Origin of the sequence: Lysinibacillus sp. FSL M8-0337, assembly GCF_038593855.1 — a bacterium.
Lineage (GTDB): Bacteria > Bacillota > Bacilli > Bacillales_A > Planococcaceae > Lysinibacillus > Lysinibacillus sphaericus_D.
Genome location: NZ_CP151996.1, coordinates 85996 through 101441 on the forward strand (window position 1 = coordinate 85996; position 15446 = coordinate 101441).

At 38.7% G+C, this 15446-nt stretch carries 14 protein-coding genes and 3 tRNA genes; 13 read left to right on the top strand and 4 right to left on the bottom strand.

Annotation, left to right across the window (positions count from 1 at the left end; all coding sequences use genetic code 11):
- Positions 1 to 102: 102 nt before the first annotated feature.
- From spoVT to MKY08_RS00420, 8 genes are all read left to right on the top strand, one after another.
- Positions 103 to 639 (top strand): stage V sporulation protein T, encoded by a 537-nt coding sequence (spoVT, locus tag MKY08_RS00385; RefSeq protein WP_024362596.1) that lies wholly within the window; start codon positions 103 to 105, stop codon positions 637 to 639.
- A 160-nt stretch (positions 640 to 799) separates the two neighbouring features.
- Positions 800 to 2419, top strand: a complete 1620-nt coding sequence (locus MKY08_RS00390) for a polysaccharide biosynthesis protein (RefSeq protein WP_069510837.1) — start codon at positions 800 to 802, stop codon at positions 2417 to 2419.
- Positions 2420 to 2428: 9 nt separating this feature from the next.
- On the top strand, positions 2429 to 3892 hold the full coding sequence (mazG, locus tag MKY08_RS00395; RefSeq protein ID WP_069510839.1) for a nucleoside triphosphate pyrophosphohydrolase: 1464 nt from the start codon (positions 2429 to 2431) through the stop codon (positions 3890 to 3892).
- 4 nt (positions 3893 to 3896) lie between these two features.
- Positions 3897 to 4187, top strand: a complete 291-nt coding sequence (locus MKY08_RS00400; RefSeq protein WP_024362599.1) for an RNA-binding S4 domain-containing protein — start codon at positions 3897 to 3899, stop codon at positions 4185 to 4187.
- Positions 4188 to 4452: 265 nt separating this feature from the next.
- Positions 4453 to 4752, top strand: a complete 300-nt coding sequence (yabP, locus tag MKY08_RS00405; RefSeq protein WP_004229167.1) for a sporulation protein YabP — start codon at positions 4453 to 4455, stop codon at positions 4750 to 4752.
- Positions 4749 to 5240 (top strand): spore cortex biosynthesis protein YabQ, encoded by a 492-nt coding sequence (gene yabQ / locus MKY08_RS00410; RefSeq protein ID WP_024362600.1) that lies wholly within the window; start codon positions 4749 to 4751, stop codon positions 5238 to 5240. The genes yabP and yabQ overlap by 4 nt, the downstream gene beginning before the upstream one ends.
- A 16-nt stretch (positions 5241 to 5256) precedes the next feature.
- Positions 5257 to 5661: a septum formation initiator family protein gene (locus MKY08_RS00415; RefSeq protein ID WP_069510841.1), complete on the top strand. Its 405-nt coding sequence runs from the start codon at positions 5257 to 5259 to the stop codon at positions 5659 to 5661.
- A gap of 134 nt (positions 5662 to 5795) precedes the next feature.
- Positions 5796 to 6224, top strand: coding sequence for a S1 domain-containing RNA-binding protein (locus MKY08_RS00420; protein WP_024362602.1), 429 nt, complete (start codon positions 5796 to 5798; stop codon positions 6222 to 6224).
- A gap of 178 nt (positions 6225 to 6402) precedes the next feature.
- Here MKY08_RS00420 and MKY08_RS00425 read toward each other — a convergent pair whose 3' ends face one another.
- The 4 genes from MKY08_RS00425 to MKY08_RS00440 all read right to left on the bottom strand — a co-directional run bounded on the left by MKY08_RS00425 (position 6403) and on the right by MKY08_RS00440 (position 7204).
- Positions 6403 to 6651, bottom strand: coding sequence for a hypothetical protein (locus MKY08_RS00425; RefSeq protein WP_024362603.1), 249 nt, complete (start codon positions 6649 to 6651; stop codon positions 6403 to 6405).
- Positions 6652 to 6965: 314 nt separating this feature from the next.
- Positions 6966 to 7037 (bottom strand) — tRNA-Glu (locus MKY08_RS00430).
- Positions 7038 to 7042: 5 nt separating this feature from the next.
- Positions 7043 to 7119, bottom strand: a tRNA-Met gene (locus tag MKY08_RS00435).
- Between the two features lie 10 nt (positions 7120 to 7129).
- Positions 7130 to 7204, bottom strand: a tRNA-Gly gene (locus MKY08_RS00440).
- 373 nt (positions 7205 to 7577) lie between these two features.
- Here MKY08_RS00440 and MKY08_RS00445 point away from each other — a divergent pair.
- The 5 genes from MKY08_RS00445 to MKY08_RS00465 all read left to right on the top strand — a co-directional run bounded on the left by MKY08_RS00445 (position 7578) and on the right by MKY08_RS00465 (position 15287).
- Complete coding sequence (locus MKY08_RS00445; protein ID WP_069510843.1) at positions 7578 to 9971, top strand: SpoIIE family protein phosphatase; 2394 nt, start codon at positions 7578 to 7580, stop codon at positions 9969 to 9971.
- A gap of 28 nt (positions 9972 to 9999) precedes the next feature.
- Positions 10000 to 11406 carry a tRNA lysidine(34) synthetase TilS gene (gene tilS, locus MKY08_RS00450; RefSeq protein WP_069510845.1) on the top strand — a complete coding sequence of 469 codons (1407 nt, stop codon included), beginning with the start codon at positions 10000 to 10002 and terminating at the stop codon, positions 11404 to 11406.
- Positions 11407 to 11474: 68 nt separating this feature from the next.
- Positions 11475 to 12017 carry a hypoxanthine phosphoribosyltransferase gene (hpt, locus tag MKY08_RS00455; protein ID WP_069510847.1) on the top strand — a complete coding sequence of 181 codons (543 nt, stop codon included), beginning with the start codon at positions 11475 to 11477 and terminating at the stop codon, positions 12015 to 12017.
- A gap of 286 nt (positions 12018 to 12303) precedes the next feature.
- Positions 12304 to 14331 (top strand): ATP-dependent zinc metalloprotease FtsH, encoded by a 2028-nt coding sequence (gene ftsH / locus MKY08_RS00460; protein WP_069510849.1) that lies wholly within the window; start codon positions 12304 to 12306, stop codon positions 14329 to 14331.
- Positions 14332 to 14453: 122 nt separating this feature from the next.
- Entirely contained in the window at positions 14454 to 15287 is an 834-nt protein-coding gene (locus MKY08_RS00465; protein ID WP_069510851.1) for an aldo/keto reductase, read from the top strand.
- The last annotated feature ends 159 nt before the right edge of the window (positions 15288 to 15446 follow it).

Consider the following 15446-nt stretch of genomic DNA (forward strand, 5'->3'; position numbering starts at 1 on the left):
TTCATAATCCTTTTCGTTCATTTTTTGCATAGATTGTCTCAAGAAAAACCATACTATTGTTGAAGAAAAATTTTAATGAATACGAAAGCGAGGCAGTTTAGCATGAAAGCAACAGGAATTGTTCGTCGTATAGATGATTTAGGACGTGTGGTAATACCAAAGGAAATTCGTAGAACGCTACGTATTCGTGAAGGTGACCCGTTAGAAATTTATACGGACCGTGAAGGTGAAATCATTTTGAAAAAATATTCTCCAATTAATGATTTAGGAGAATTCGCCCGTGAATATGTGGAAACATTATATGAAACACTAGGCACACCGGCATTTGTAACAGACCGTGACGAAGTAATCGCTGTTGCAGGGATTGGTAAGAAGGAATACATTAATCGTCGTATTACATCCTTTGCGGAAGGTTTTATGGACGAGCGTTCAACAAAAATTGAGAAGATGGAAACAACAATTGAAATTGTTCCTGGACAATATGAGCAAGTTAAATCCTATTGTGCAACACCAATCATGGTGAACGGGGATCCTATTGGTTGTATCATTGTTTTATCTAAAGTACATTTTGTTGGCGAAGTAGAAGTAAAAGTTGTGGAAACAGCTGCTAACTTCTTATCAAAACAAATGAATAATTAATGAACATCGAAAGTTATTGTCATAACTCTTTTTAGGGTGAACAATAACTTTTTTTGTATACATAAAGCATTGCTGATAGCAAAGATTGTTCAGGTGAGCGTCAAACTTTTGAGGTATGCTATACTATTGGCATTGTTAAACGAAGGAAAGAGGACAATGTATGTCGGAACGATTTGGTATGAAAAGTTACATGAAGGGTGCAGCATTATTAACCATTGCGGCACTCATTGTGAAGATTTTAAGCGCAATTTATCGTGTGCCTTTTCAAAACCTTGTAGGTGACGAAGGATTTTATATTTACCAACAAGTGTATCCTGTAATATCCATATTTGTAGTATGGACATCGAGTGGTTTTGCTGTAGCAATTTCCAAAATGCTAGCCGATAATGATTGTGTGGTCGATGTGGAAGAACGTACACAGAGAAGACGAAGCATTATGCGCATTATATTTCGTTATTTAACGATACTCTCCTGGATATTTTTTGTTGCATTATTTGCTGGTGCGGACGTCATTGCGAAAATGATGGGAGATGCAAATCTTGCTCCTTTATTACGGACGGGGTCATTTATTGTATTGGTTATGCCGGCACTTGCTATTTTTAAGGGAGGCTTTCAATCCAGAGGGATTATGGAGCCAATTGCTTATGCACAAGTTTTGGAGCAAACGGTAAGGGTTTCTGTTATTTTGACCGGTACATTTATCATAATGGCGACGTCAAAATCTCTCTACGGTGCTGGCCAAATGGCGATTATCGGGACTGTTATTGGAGAAGGCGTAGGCTTATTATTAATTGCGTATCTCTTTAGAAAACGCTTTGGTTCATTTATAGGAAAACAGCAACAACGCTTAGCCAGTTTTCCGGTGTTAAAAGAAGTGACACTACTAAGTTTAAGTGTAAGTATGAGTAGTTTATTACTGCTTGGTTATCAACTAGTCGATTCTTTTACTATCTATTCGCTATTAATAGATAGCGGGATGGACCACACGATAGCGAAGGAAACGAAAGGGATTTACGATCGTGGACAACCATTAGTGCAACTTGGTGTTGTCATTGCTGCCTCATTATCTCTAGCAATCGTTCCGCTCGTTGCCCATATGTCTAATAAGCAAAATGGACGTAGTGCGTTGCCATTTATACAGTTGACATATAGAGCTTCTATATTATTTGGCTGGGCTGCTTCACTAGGGTTAATATTAGTGATGCCTTATATAAATACAATGCTGTTTAAAACAGATGCTTTATCGGAAGTACTAATGCTATATGTACTCCAAATTGTACCGTTGTCTATTATTTTGACATTTACAGCGATTTTGCAAGGTTTTGGGAAATTAAAAAAGCCAGCCCTGTTTTTATTGACAGGTTTTTCGTTGAAAGTGCTGCTAAATGTGTTCACAATTAGGACATTAGGTGTTTTAGGTGCTGCTATTGCAAATAATGTGGGCCTGTTGTTCACAGCATTAGCGCTTGTTTTTTACTTAAAAAAATTAACGGGTATGCAATTAGCACCTGCTAGTTTTTACAAAAAGATTAGCATTGCATCATTATGTATGGCAATAGTAGTCATACTTTGGCTTCAAATTACCCCATCTTTATTAGATGGTTTATTATCTCAACGTTTAGTGGCAGTGGTTGCTGGTTTTAGTGCGGTTTGTATTGGTGCATTTGTTATGATTACGTGCATTGCCAAGCTACGAGTACTGGCTGAAAAAGAATGGTATCTACTGCCTTTTGGTCGAAGAATGGCAGTTTATCAACTATGGTTAAATCGAAAGAAGTAGGTGGAATGAATGAATAATACATTAACAATAATTGGTCTTGGCGCTGGTGATTTCAGTCAGTTGCAAATGGGCGTTTATAAAAAATTAATGGCAGCCGAAAAGTTATTTGTGCGGACGGTGGATCATCCTGTATTAGATGAGTTAGCTAACGAAGGCTTACAGTTTGAAAGCTTTGATGCAATTTATGAAAAGCATCATACGTTCCAGCCAGTGTATGAAGAAATTGCACAACGATTAATTGAAGCGACTAAATTTGGAGATGTTATGTATGCTGTGCCAGGCCATCCGCTAGTGGCAGAGCAAACAGTGCAATTACTGATTGAAGCTGCGGATGAAGGTAAAGTGAAGGTAGTGATTGAAGGCGGACAAAGCTTCTTAGATCCTATTTTTGGTGCGTTAAAAATCGATCCGATTGAGGGCTTTCAATTACTAGATGGCACTAGCTTTTCCATGCATGACATTAATATGCGTCAGCACATTTTAATTGCGCAAGTATATGATACATTTAGTGCATCTGAAGTAAAGCTGACATTGATGGAAAAATATCATGATGAATATCCGGTAACCGTTGTTACAGCAGCGGGTTCCTCACAAGAAAAGCTTGTAACAGTGCCACTGTATGAGCTAGATCAAAGCGTTGAAGTAAATAATTTAACAACGGTTTATGTACCGCCAGTCACATCACAGGAAGAGGCTTTACGTGATTGGACAACATTCCGCCAAATAATTGCTACTTTACGTGGGCCAAACGGCTGCCCGTGGGACCGAGAACAGACACATGAATCACTTAAAAAATATTTACTGGAAGAAGCACATGAATATTTGGCCGCTGTAGATGCAGAAGATGATTTTGCAATGATTGAAGAACTTGGAGATGTGTTACTACAAGTATTTTTACATGCACAAATTGGAGAAGACCAAGGCTACTTCACACTAGAGGACGTGTTGGCTTCCGTTAGTGAAAAAATGATTCGTCGACATCCTCATGTATTTGGAGATGTATCAGTGGAGGATGCAGATGGTGTTGTCGCTAATTGGGAAGCGATAAAGGCAGAAGAAAAGGGTATTAGTGACAAACCACTGCTGGAAGAAGAATACCGCCCGTCATCCGCGTTGCAAACGGCATACAATTATCAAAAAAAGGCTGCAAAAGTTGGCTTTGATTGGCCAGATGTAGAAGGTGCTTGGGATAAGTTTGCGGAAGAGTGGCAGGAATTTCGTCAGGAAGTGGCGAAAGGATCTAATGGAACACGACTCGATGAATTTGGAGATGTTTTGTTTACACTTGTAAACTTAGCGCGCTTTTATAAGCTATCACCTGAAGAAGCAATGTTGCATGCAAATGAGAAATTTGCACGACGTTTTGGCTATGTTGAAGCGAAAGTAAAGGCGAGCGGTCAGCCATTTTCAAATTATACACTAGAACAATTAGATGCTTTTTGGGATGAAGCCAAGCAGCTTGAGAAGGAGTAAAAACATGCGATTAGATAAATTTTTAAAAGTTTCACGATTAATCAAACGACGTACGTTAGCAAAAGAAGTCGCTGACCAAGGTCGTATTACTATTAATGGTAAAGTAGCGAAAGCTAGTAGCAGTGTGAAGGCTGGCGATGAATTAGCGATTCGCTTCGGTCAAAAAATTGTCACAGCACGTGTGGAAGAATTACGTGATACAGTGAAAAAAGAAGATGCTGCAAAGATGTTTACAATTTTAAAAGAAGAGCGTCTTGAAAAGGTTGAGCCTGAATTTATTGATGATGAGGACTAATGAAAATTATTTTAGTAGATACTTGCCGCTAATATAGGCGGGCAAAACGCTAGCTAAAAAGACGATAAGGTGCTAGTGATAATATAGATTTGTGCCGAATTGCCAGCAATCAGATGGCAGTTTTACCAAAGTGCATGGATAGCAGAATAGGTACCGTTATAAATTTTTCTTCTTAAAAGTAAGGTAACTTCCATAAAGTTTGTCATGCTTTGAAGGTTGTCCGCATAAAGTGAACAGAAGCTAGGACGACTAAAGGAGGAAAAAAATGACGCTACATCAAGAAAGTAATCGTTACACAATTCCATCTGGAGAGCATATTTTAACGATTCGTAATCGTAAAAGAATGGACATGACTTCTGTAAAATCAATTGAACGCTTTGATCAGGAAGAGTTTTTTATCAAGACGTCCCAAGGGCATTTATTGATTCGTGGAGAGGAACTGCATATCGTTCACTTAGATGTTGACAAAGGGTTATTGACACTTGAAGGAACTGTAAAAACCTTGCAGTATGACGAGGAGGAAAGTGGCTTCTCGAAAGGTTTCCTTCATAAATTGTTTGGATGATTGTTAGTCAGCAATTCGTTCAGCTATTAGTCATGGTTGTGAGCGGTATAGCAGTGGGATTTATTATTGATAGTGTAAGGCTCATAGTTTTTTCAACTCCAAAAAAGTCAAGCCTCCGAAAGTGGATGATGGTGTTAGAGCTGCTGACATGGATTCTGCTTGGAGGGTTAACGTATTATTTATTATTTTGGCTAAAAGACGGCGCGTGGCGGGCTTACGACCCGCTAGCGCAGATTGCTGGTATATTTTTATATCAGACTTTTTTTCAAACCTTTTTACGTTTCATGGCACGCATTGTAGTGAATATAACATGGAGACCTTTTTGGTTTATTGTCCGATTAATAATCGCTATTATTCGACAAATATTACAGATATTCATTAAAATTGCTGCGTTCGTCTTAAGGCCTTTTGTCAAAATTTATTCGTATTTGTCCTACACTTTATTAAAAAAATTTCGATATATCAAGTATAATAAAAGACAACAATAACTTCGGAGGTGCGGGCATGACTAGACGTCATTCATCAAAAGATGAACAGAAAAACTACACCAAGCTTGATAATGACTATGTCCGTAACACGGATAAGGCTATAAATCATAAAGTGCAATCGCGTAAACGAAAAATGCGTCGTATTGTCTTTTTTGCGATTGCGCCAGTCGTTATCATCGCCTTTCTCTTAAATATACTTGCCCATCAGTCTGAAACGCTAGCTACAAAGGAAAAGAAAAAAGAAGAAGCCAATCAGCATTTGATGAAGGTAAAAGAGGAACAGGATTCACTTAATCTTAAAATTAAACAATTAGAAGATGATGAGTATATTGCAAAGTTATTGCGTAAAGAGTACTTCTTATCTGAGGAAGGCGAAATTATTTTCATTATGCCAGATAAGGAAGATAAAAAAGACGACTGAAAAGCTATGTATTGTTGACACTCTTTTTTAGTTATATATAATGAAAAGAGAAACTTATTGAAGTAAAAAGTTTGATTAAATTGATTACATGGCTCAAAAGAGTCGCTTAATTTTTAAGGAGGAGCATTTTTTTTATGTCAATTGAAGTAGGCAGCAAGGTACAAGGTAAAGTAACAGGAATCACAAATTTTGGAGCATTCGTTGAGCTGCCAGACGGCAAAACAGGCTTAGTACACATCAGTGAAGTTGCTGACAATTATGTAAAAGATATCAATGAGCATCTAAAAGTTGGAGATGAAGTTGAAGTAAAAGTGATGAATGTTGAAGCGGATGGAAAGATTGGTCTTTCAATCCGTAAAGCAAAGCCTCAAGCTGAGAGACCAGAGCGTCCTCAACGTCCGCGTCGTGACAATCGTTCTAACGATCGTAACGAACGCCATCAGCCGAAGGAAAACTTTGAGCAAAAAATGGCACGTTTCTTAAAAGATAGTGATGAGCGTTTAGCAACATTAAAACGTGCTACAGAGTCAAAACGTGGTGGTCGCGGGGCTAGAAGAGGGTAGTTTGCTGACTGTTTTAATCGTAGAAAAAGTGTATTAAATAGAACGGAGATTAGCTTTTGTTTATGACAAAGGCTAATCTTTTTTGGTTTAAAGTCTATAGAATATGTACATTTGGAATGATAAGGGTCAAAAAAACGTAATTCCAAAAGATTGAAACTACGTAAATAAAGAAAACACCTTATAATGTTGAGGTTGGTCTTTTCTTCTTCTTAGGAGCAGGTGCAGGTTGCTCCTGTGTTGTTTTAACTGTCTTTTGCGCTGGCTGGGACACCATTTTTACGAGCAAGTACACGCCGTATACGCTTACGACTAGACCAGTAAGGAGTAAAAATATTTGTATAGCAAATGGTAAGTTAATGAGTATGGATACGAGAATAATCATAGAGCCACTCCCGCAAATTAAAGCTGCTTTCGTTAATAAACTCAAAGAAAGGTAACCTCCTAATAACATGTGCATTTTACCATAAGTATGCCACAGTTTTAGAAAAGAGGCATACTAAAAGTGCTGATGCCAATTGTACGGTATTGTAAACCAATAATATGGATGTTGATTTTCGCTGAAGATGGGCTTGCCATGTGGTGCTCAACATGTAGATCGGTTCTTGTTTACAAAAGATTCACTTCAGTATTTTTAAAAACACAAAAAATAACAAAAGGCATCAAGGAGTTAAACTTCACTCTTGATGCCTTTTGTCGACAATTTAAACGGCTTAGAAAATACTTCTAAGCCATTTTGCAGTATGACCCCTACGGGATTCGAACCCGTGTTACCGCCGTGAAAGGGCGGTGTCTTAACCGCTTGACCAAGGGGCCAATTATGGTGGCGGCCGAGGGGATCGAACCCCCGACCTTACGGGTATGAACCGTACGCTCTAGCCAGCTGAGCTAGGCCGCCGAAATGTTATTGGAGCGGAAGACGAGGTTCGAACTCGCGACCCCCACCTTGGCAAGGTGGTGTTCTACCACTGAACTACTTCCGCATTTCTTTTTTAAGGACAAGTTAAATAATACAATCCATTAAACCAAGTGTCAATATTCTTTATGAAAAAAGTTTAATAAAAATCTTAAAAAAATGAAAAAGCATCTATTTGCATGTGAACAAACACCGTGAGCGCATGAATATCAGCGCAAAAAATGACGTTAGCACCATAAAAACACGTAATAATAGAATATTCCGAAAAATATTTACTGTAATTTTGCACAGTATCCTATTTTTTTAGTACTTGCTGACAATTAACGTATTTATGCATATGTATTCGTCGAAATGTTTATATTTTTTTTTGCCATCGTCAGACAATCTTTCCACTCATAATTTCTTATAATAACGAAAAAGTGTAGAAAGGGGATTATGTAATGACTAGTGTTGAATGGTATGAAACAGCGAATGTAGACGACCAAAAATTGGGGGCAAGAAAAAGGCAATTGCTGATAGGTTCCCTATTTTTCTTAACATCCTTTTTTTTAGCTCAATCTGTGGTGTTTGAAGCAGCTGTACCTTTCTCTGTCCCGTTTTGGGCGATTATTCGCAGTAAATATAAAGAGTATGCGAAGTTCGTCTTAATAGGCGGTTTAATAGGCTGTTATTTCCTTGGTTTCGGACAAGTCCTCATTCTAGCATTACAAATAGGCATGTATGAATGTATACAACGTTTCCGATATTGGCAGTTACCCCAAAGTATTGCCGTTTCACTTGCTGTACTTATCGTACAAGTATTATGGCAAGGAGTAATGCACCAAGGGCTTCCGCCAGTGCTTGTACAATTTTATGTAGGATGTGAAGTAGCTTTAGCGCTCATTATGACGTTATTTATGCAAGTGCTTTTTGTTAACTCCTATGAGTGGTTTACAAGCCATTGGACATATGAACGGCTAGGCTCAGCATTAGTTGTATTTGCGGCTATGCTTACGGGGATGCAAGCCGTCGTCGTTAGCTATTTTTCTCTACCCATTTTTTTATTACAACTACTTATTTGTTTTGGTGCATCCGTGGGAAGTGTGCCGCTAGCTACTGTAATAGGAGCGGTATTAGGAGCACTTATAGGTGTGGCAAAGTTATCTTTTACAGGAATGTTGTCGGTTGCAACCTTAACGGGGCTTTGTGCAGGTATGGGGGCTCGTGCAGGGAGATTTGGTGTAGCGATTGGTAGCATTTTGCCGAGTGTGTTTTTTTTATTTTATGACGCAACATTGCCATTAGATAGCGTGTACTTCACGTCAATTGCTATAGGCAGTTTGGTTTTTTTAGTTCTTCCTAAAAGCTATTCAGATAAAGTGCGTAACAAGCTTTTTCCACAACGTGAAGAAGTGTTATTAGCTAGGCAACATTGGTTGACAGAGCATGTTACATTTAAGCTAGAGCACTTTCAACATTTCGTTCATTTCATGAAAGAACTTGTATTTGAACGCTTTATGACAGCCCCTGTAGCAGTGAAAGAAGAAGTGGCTCCTATGAATACATGTTTAAGTTGTTTTCGCCATGATCGGTGCTGGGGCGCGCAAAATAATGGCATGGACAAGCTTATGACAGATTGGTTTCATATGAAAGGTGTAGGGAAAGAATCGTCTATCCACCGGGTGGAAGAACAAATTCGATATAAATGTGTTAAAGCAACCAAAATTTTCGAGGAATTGGAGACGGAACTGTATAGGGAGCGTATTAATGGACAGTATTTTCATGGTAAAAAAATGATTGCCCTTCAGTTACGCGATATGAGTAATCATCTTAATCAGTTAATTGCAGAGATGAAAGAAGAAACAATCTCTTTCGTCAGCGTAGAGAAGGATATTATTCAACGCTTGAAGGATGCTCATATCGAGTGTTTTCAGCTTGATGTGCTGAGCAATAAGGCGGGCGCGCGAAAAATCGTATGCGCACTAGCTCCTGCACGTGTTAATTGGGAAGAGGATACAACAGTAGCAGAGCGTATGATTTTGCCAATTTTATACGATATTTTTGAAGAACCGTTTGAAATTGATAAAGTTGTTGCGTGTGATGTACCATTTCGTCACATTCAAGTAAGCTTTAGATCAGCTATTAGCTTTGAAGTAGAGTATGATATATATAGCATGTCAAAAGATGCAACGCTCTATTCTGGTGATTCACACGCGCTATTCCAATTGCATCCAGGGTTATTTGCCATCTTGTTGTCTGATGGAATGGGGCAGAGTAAAGAAGCACAGCATGAGAGTAGGAAATTGATTCATTTAATGCGGGAATGTTTGAATTTCAATATGAATCCCGAGACGGCGATGCATACCTTACATTATGTGATGTCTCTTAAGCAACAGGATGATATGTATGCTACGCTCGACTTTGCTCTAGTCGATTTACAACATGGCGATTTATGGTCGTGGAAGGCGGGGGGCATGTCCACCTATATTTTACGAGGCAAAGAGGTATTGAAAGTTGAGAGTAACGCAGCACCTGTTGGGTTTTTGTCAATTTCGGCGGTTGAAGCTGAAAAAAGAAAGCTCAAGGCGGGCGATGTCATACTGATGCATTCCGATGGTCTGTTTTCAAGCATTGCCGATTGGGATGAGCAAGAAGAATCCTTTTTAGCATTCGCACAGCAGGTAGCAAGCACAAATAAAACCATACAAGATAAATTAACAACAATCATGCAGTCCTTCCAATCGTATTATGCAATAGAGGATGACTGTACAGTATTGATGTTAGAAGTTACCCACGTCGTGCCAACATGGGCAGTATTTAAACCAGCTCAATATTCCATGAGTAAATCTTCGTAAAAAGAAACGAAAAGGGGAGGAGAAGCGTTTGTCATTTGAATTAAAGGTCAAACAATTTATTGATGAAGAGCAATTATTACAGCAAGACGACCATCTTCTCGTCGCCGTTTCGGGTGGTGTAGATTCAATGGCACTACTCCATTACTTTGTGAAAACTAAAGAGCAATGGGGCATTGAGGTCGAGGCAGTGCATGTCGATCATATGTTAAGAGGCGAGGCATCCGCTGAGGATAGAGCTTTTGTCCAACGCTATTGCGATAAATATGGCGTTATGTTGCATGCAACAGCCATTCCTATTCCAGAAATTTTAGCGCTGGAAAATGGCAACTCACAGTTAGTTTGTCGTAGAGAACGCTATCGTTATTTTGCAGAAGTCATACATAAAACGATGGCAACCAAGCTTGTAACTGCACATCATGCGGACGATCAACTGGAGTCAGTATTAATGGCCCTGACGAAAAATGCTACGATGAATAGTATGCAAGGTATTCGTCCAAAGCGTATTTTTGCAGGAAAATCATTAATTCGTCCGTTTTTAACGGTTACAAAGTCCGAAATAAGGGAATATTTACGGAAGCAGGGTTTGAATTATCGTGAAGATGCGAGCAATCTGAAAGACTCCTACGTAAGAAATCGTTATAGACACCACGTAGTACCCCTATTGGAGGCGGAAAACCCACGTGTAGCTGAGCAGACGAGTCGATTTACAAAGCATTTGCAAGAGGATGATGCGTACTTAATGACACTTGCACAAGACATATTTTCAAAAACAGTAAAAATATACAAAGAAAATATGTATAGTATGGAGATAGAAGCATTTGAAATGGTAGCACCTGCTTTACAAAGGAGGCTCATTTTAATACTATTAAACTATCTTTACAAAGATTCAAATACGATACAAAGTTATGCTATCTTAACTTCGCTTTTAAAGCTTTGTGAAACAACATCTGGGTATGCAGAAGTTCACTTACCAGAAGGTTTTATGGCAGTTCGCCGTTATGGCAAATTGACGATTCAGAAAAGCGAATCATTAGAAAGTGAAATTTACCCTGAAAAAGGAATTGTTTTAACTGCTAATGATAGGACAACATTAAAAAATGGTGTCCGTCTATCTGTCGTTAAGCTGTCTGAATTAGCATCCGAATTGCTTACAGATAGTGCACAACTTTTTTACTTTAACGCTAATAAACTTACACTTCCACTCTATATTAGGGCACGTAAGGAAGGAGACCGAATGCTGTTAAAAGGAATGGATAAGCCAAAACGTTTATCTCGCCTTTTTATAGATGAAAAGATTCCTTTAAATGAGCGAAATAGCTGGCCGTTACTGATTTCTCAATCTAACGAGGTCGTAGCGGTAATTGGTGTGCGTATGGGTGTTTATTTTTCAACTACGCCGCAACCAAGCGATGATACAGTGCTCATCGTAGACTAATGGTCTTTGTAAAATATTTCACCTACATACAGGTTGAAAGTTTTTGATACACACGAGGAGGAATCAATATGTTACAAAATGACATCGAAAAAATTATGATTACAGAAGAACAACTGCAAGAAAGAATCGCTGAGCTAGGCGCCCAATTGACAGAGGAATATCAAGATTCATTCCCGTTAGCTGTCGGCGTACTTAAAGGTGCGATGCCCTTCATGACAGACTTAATGAAACGTTTTGATTCTTTTATTGAGCTAGATTTTATGGATGTATCTAGCTATGGTAATGCAACAGTTTCATCTGGTGAAGTGAAAATTTTAAAGGATTTAAACACAAGTGTTGAGGGTCGTGATGTATTAATTATCGAGGACATCATTGATAGCGGGTTAACGCTAAGCTACCTGGTAGATCTATTTAAATACCGTAAAGCAAAATCCATTAAAATTGTTACCCTTTTAGACAAACCATCAGGACGAAAAGTAAACCTTTCTGCTGATTATGTTGGCTTCAAAGTTCCCGATGGCTTTGTTGTTGGCTATGGTTTAGACTACGCTGAAAAATACCGCAATTTACCATATATCGGTATTTTAAAGCCAGAAGTTTATTCATTTTAATGACTTAGCCCGCTCGCATAGATGCGTGGGTACCAGTTAAGCCTCCAGCGGATGACATAGGTAGATTGAAAAAAACAATTCAATTTCGGACGCATCGAAAGTTGCGCCAAAAGAGGATTACCGGTTGCAAATTCGCTGGGATTGTAATTAGTGGGAGTAAATATGTTTAGATTTCGACAAAATTCGAACGAAACTTTTTTTAAGTAAGGCTTTTCGTTGTATGATGAAATCATGATATGTTAAGATTTTACTTATAATTTTTCTGTTTGTAATGAGGAGGCTGGAGATGAATCGAATATTTCGATATACCATATTCTATTTACTGATTTTCCTAGTGATCATTGGTATATTTGGTACTTTCAATGGCGGTAAATCGCCGACGAACGAAATTACTTACCCAGAGTTTTTAGAAGCTCTTGATAAGAATGAAATTACAGAAGCAAAAATTCAACCTGATAAATCAGTATATATTGTTGAAGGTTCCATGAAAGGTTATGAAAAAGGCGAAAGTTTCACAGTGAATCTTCCACGCGATAACCAATCATTGATGGATCGAATCGATGAAGCTGCTAAGGATAAGAATAGCAATATAGATTTCTTGAAAGCACCAGAAACGAGTGGATGGGTACAGTTCTTTACAGGTATTATTCCATTCATCATTATCATCTTCTTATTCTTCTTCCTAATGAGTCAATCTCAAGGTGGCGGCAATAAAGTAATGAGCTTTGGTAAAAGTAAAGCTAAGCTATATGATGACCAAAAGAAAAAAGTTCGTTTTACTGATGTAGCGGGTGCAGATGAAGAGAAAGCGGAACTTGTAGAGGTCGTTGATTTCTTAAAGGATCACCGCAAATTCACTGAAATAGGTGCTCGTATTCCAAAAGGTATCTTACTTGTAGGTCCTCCAGGTACAGGTAAAACATTACTTGCTCGTGCAGTAGCAGGTGAAGCTGGCGTACCATTCTTCTCGATTTCAGGTTCTGACTTCGTAGAAATGTTTGTCGGTGTAGGTGCTTCGCGTGTGCGTGATTTATTCGAAAATGCGAAGAAAAATGCTCCATGTATCATTTTCATTGATGAAATTGATGCTGTAGGTCGTCAGCGTGGTGCTGGTCTTGGCGGTGGTCACGATGAACGTGAGCAAACATTGAACCAATTATTAGTTGAAATGGATGGCTTCGGTGCAAACGAAGGGATTATTATTATCGCGGCAACAAACCGTCCAGATATTTTAGATAAAGCGTTATTACGTCCTGGTCGCTTTGACCGTCAAATTACAGTAGGACATCCTGATGTAAAAGGCCGTGAAGCCATTCTAAAAGTGCATGCTCGCAATAAGCCTCTATCGGATTCAGTCGATTTAGCAGCTGTAGCACAACGTACACCAGGCTTCTCGGGTGCGGATTTAGAAAACTTATTGAACGAAGCTGCACTTGTAGCAGCACGTAAAAGTAAACGTACGATTAATATGGCAGATATTGATGAGGCATCTGACCGTGTCATTGCAGGTCCAGCGAAAGCGAGCCGCGTTTACTCTGCAAAAGAGAAAAAGCTTGTATCCTTCCATGAAGCGGGTCACGTTGTTGTTGGTCTAGAGCTTGATGAAGCGGATACAGTTCATAAAGTAACGATCGTACCACGTGGTCAAGCGGGTGGTTATGCGATTATGTTACCGAAGGAAGAACGTTTCTTCACAACAAAACAAGAGCTGTTAGACCGTATTGCGGGACTTCTTGGTGGTCGTGTAGCTGAAGAAATCGTGCTAGGTGAAGTATCTACTGGGGCTCATAATGACTTCCAAAAGGTAACAAGCATTGCACGTGCAATGGTTACAGAATATGGTATGAGTGAAAATCTTGGTGCGATGCAATTTGGGTCAAGTCAAGGTGGGAATGTATTCCTTGGTCGTGACTTCAACTCTGATCAAAACTACTCCGATTCAATTGCTTATGAAATCGATAAAGAAATGCAAAAAATTATCGATACGCAGTATGAACGTACTAAACGTATTCTGACAGAAAAACGCCATTTACTTGATTTAATTGCGAATACTTTAATGGAAAAAGAAACATTAAATGCGCAAGAAATCGAACATTTACGCGATCATGGTGTTTTACCAGAACCTGAAGCGGTAGAAAACGTTGTAGAACAAGCGCCTAAAGCTGAAGCACAACCAACTTTAGAAAAAGTCGGTAAACCTGTTCTTGAAAAAGAATTGCTAAGCGAAGCGCCAAATCCAACAACAGCGGATTTACCAAAAGAAGGTTTCGACCAAAAGGATGCTCCTAAAGGGATCGACGAAAAACGTGATTAATCACATAAAAGACTGCTTATGAAATTTCCATAAGCAGTCTTTTTCTTTGCTTTTTTTTTGCATGAAGCATTACGATGTAAATAGTATGTTATGCGTCTGCATAATGGATAGGAGTGTTGAACATGGAAAACGTAACATTGAATAATGGACTAGAAATGCCTTTAGTAGGCTATGGTGTATTCCGTGTACCAGATGGAGATGATTTGGCTGAAGCTGTTAAAACGGCTATCGCAAAAGGCTATCGTAGCATAGATACTGCACAAGTGTATCGTAATGAGGAAAGCGTTGGGCGTGGAATTCGCGCAGCAATTGATGAAGGTCTCGTTGCACGTGAGGAGCTTTTTATAACTTCAAAAGTTTGGAATGACGGACTTTCTTATAAAGAGACACTAGCCGCATACGCTAGCAGTTTAGAAAAATTAGGTTTAGATTATTTAGATTTATATTTAATTCATTGGCCAGGTTTAGATACGAGCTATATTGAGGCATATAAAGCGCTTGAAAAAATTTATCAGGACGGGCGTGTTCGTTCCATCGGTGTCAGCAATTTTCATGTACATCATTTAGAACATTTATTAAAAGAAACGACGGTTATCCCTGTTATCAATCAAATAGAATTTCACCCCCATCTGACGCAGGAGGAAGTACGTAATTATTGTAAAGAACATCGTATTCAAGTTGAAGCATGGTCACCATTAATGAATGGTTCTTTGTTGGAGGAAGCGTTAATTCAACAGTTAGCAAGTAAATACAACAAAACTCCAGCACAAATTGTTTTGCGATATGATGTTCAACATGGTGTTGTAACCATCCCAAAAACAATGACACCATCACGTATGACAGAAAACTTAGATGTTTTTGATTTTGCGTTAGCTGATGAAGAAATGGCGCAACTAGATGCTATGAATGACGGTTTGCGTTGCGGACCAGACCCTGAAAAATTTAATTTTAAATAATGTGATGGAGCTACCTTCTAAAATTTCTAAAATGTCGGGTAGCTCCTTTATCGTGAGTAGGAATGCTATTTCATTGGCTTAAAAGTGTGGTATCATTTTCTAAAGTGTTCAAACTTTATTTGGTGTTCAGCGAAGCGCCTTCTTAAACTAAAATAAGAG

Bases quoted from the DNA above. Each gene is read 5' to 3' on its own strand.
- spoVT (WP_024362596.1), top strand. From the start codon at position 103: ATGAAAGCAACAGGAATTGTTCGTCGTATAGATGATTTAGGACGTGTG.
- MKY08_RS00390 (WP_069510837.1), top strand. From the start codon at position 800: ATGTCGGAACGATTTGGTATGAAAAGTTACATGAAGGGTGCAGCATTA.
- mazG (WP_069510839.1), top strand. From the start codon at position 2,429: ATGAATAATACATTAACAATAATTGGTCTTGGCGCTGGTGATTTCAGT.
- MKY08_RS00400 (WP_024362599.1), top strand. From the start codon at position 3,897: ATGCGATTAGATAAATTTTTAAAAGTTTCACGATTAATCAAACGACGT.
- yabP (WP_004229167.1), top strand. From the start codon at position 4,453: ATGACGCTACATCAAGAAAGTAATCGTTACACAATTCCATCTGGAGAG.
- yabQ (WP_024362600.1), top strand. From the start codon at position 4,749: ATGATTGTTAGTCAGCAATTCGTTCAGCTATTAGTCATGGTTGTGAGC.
- MKY08_RS00415 (WP_069510841.1), top strand. From the start codon at position 5,257: ATGACTAGACGTCATTCATCAAAAGATGAACAGAAAAACTACACCAAG.
- MKY08_RS00420 (WP_024362602.1), top strand. From the start codon at position 5,796: ATGTCAATTGAAGTAGGCAGCAAGGTACAAGGTAAAGTAACAGGAATC.
- MKY08_RS00445 (WP_069510843.1), top strand. From the start codon at position 7,578: ATGACTAGTGTTGAATGGTATGAAACAGCGAATGTAGACGACCAAAAA.
- hpt (WP_069510847.1), top strand. From the start codon at position 11,475: ATGTTACAAAATGACATCGAAAAAATTATGATTACAGAAGAACAACTG.
- ftsH (WP_069510849.1), top strand. From the start codon at position 12,304: ATGAATCGAATATTTCGATATACCATATTCTATTTACTGATTTTCCTA.
- MKY08_RS00465 (WP_069510851.1), top strand. From the start codon at position 14,454: ATGGAAAACGTAACATTGAATAATGGACTAGAAATGCCTTTAGTAGGC.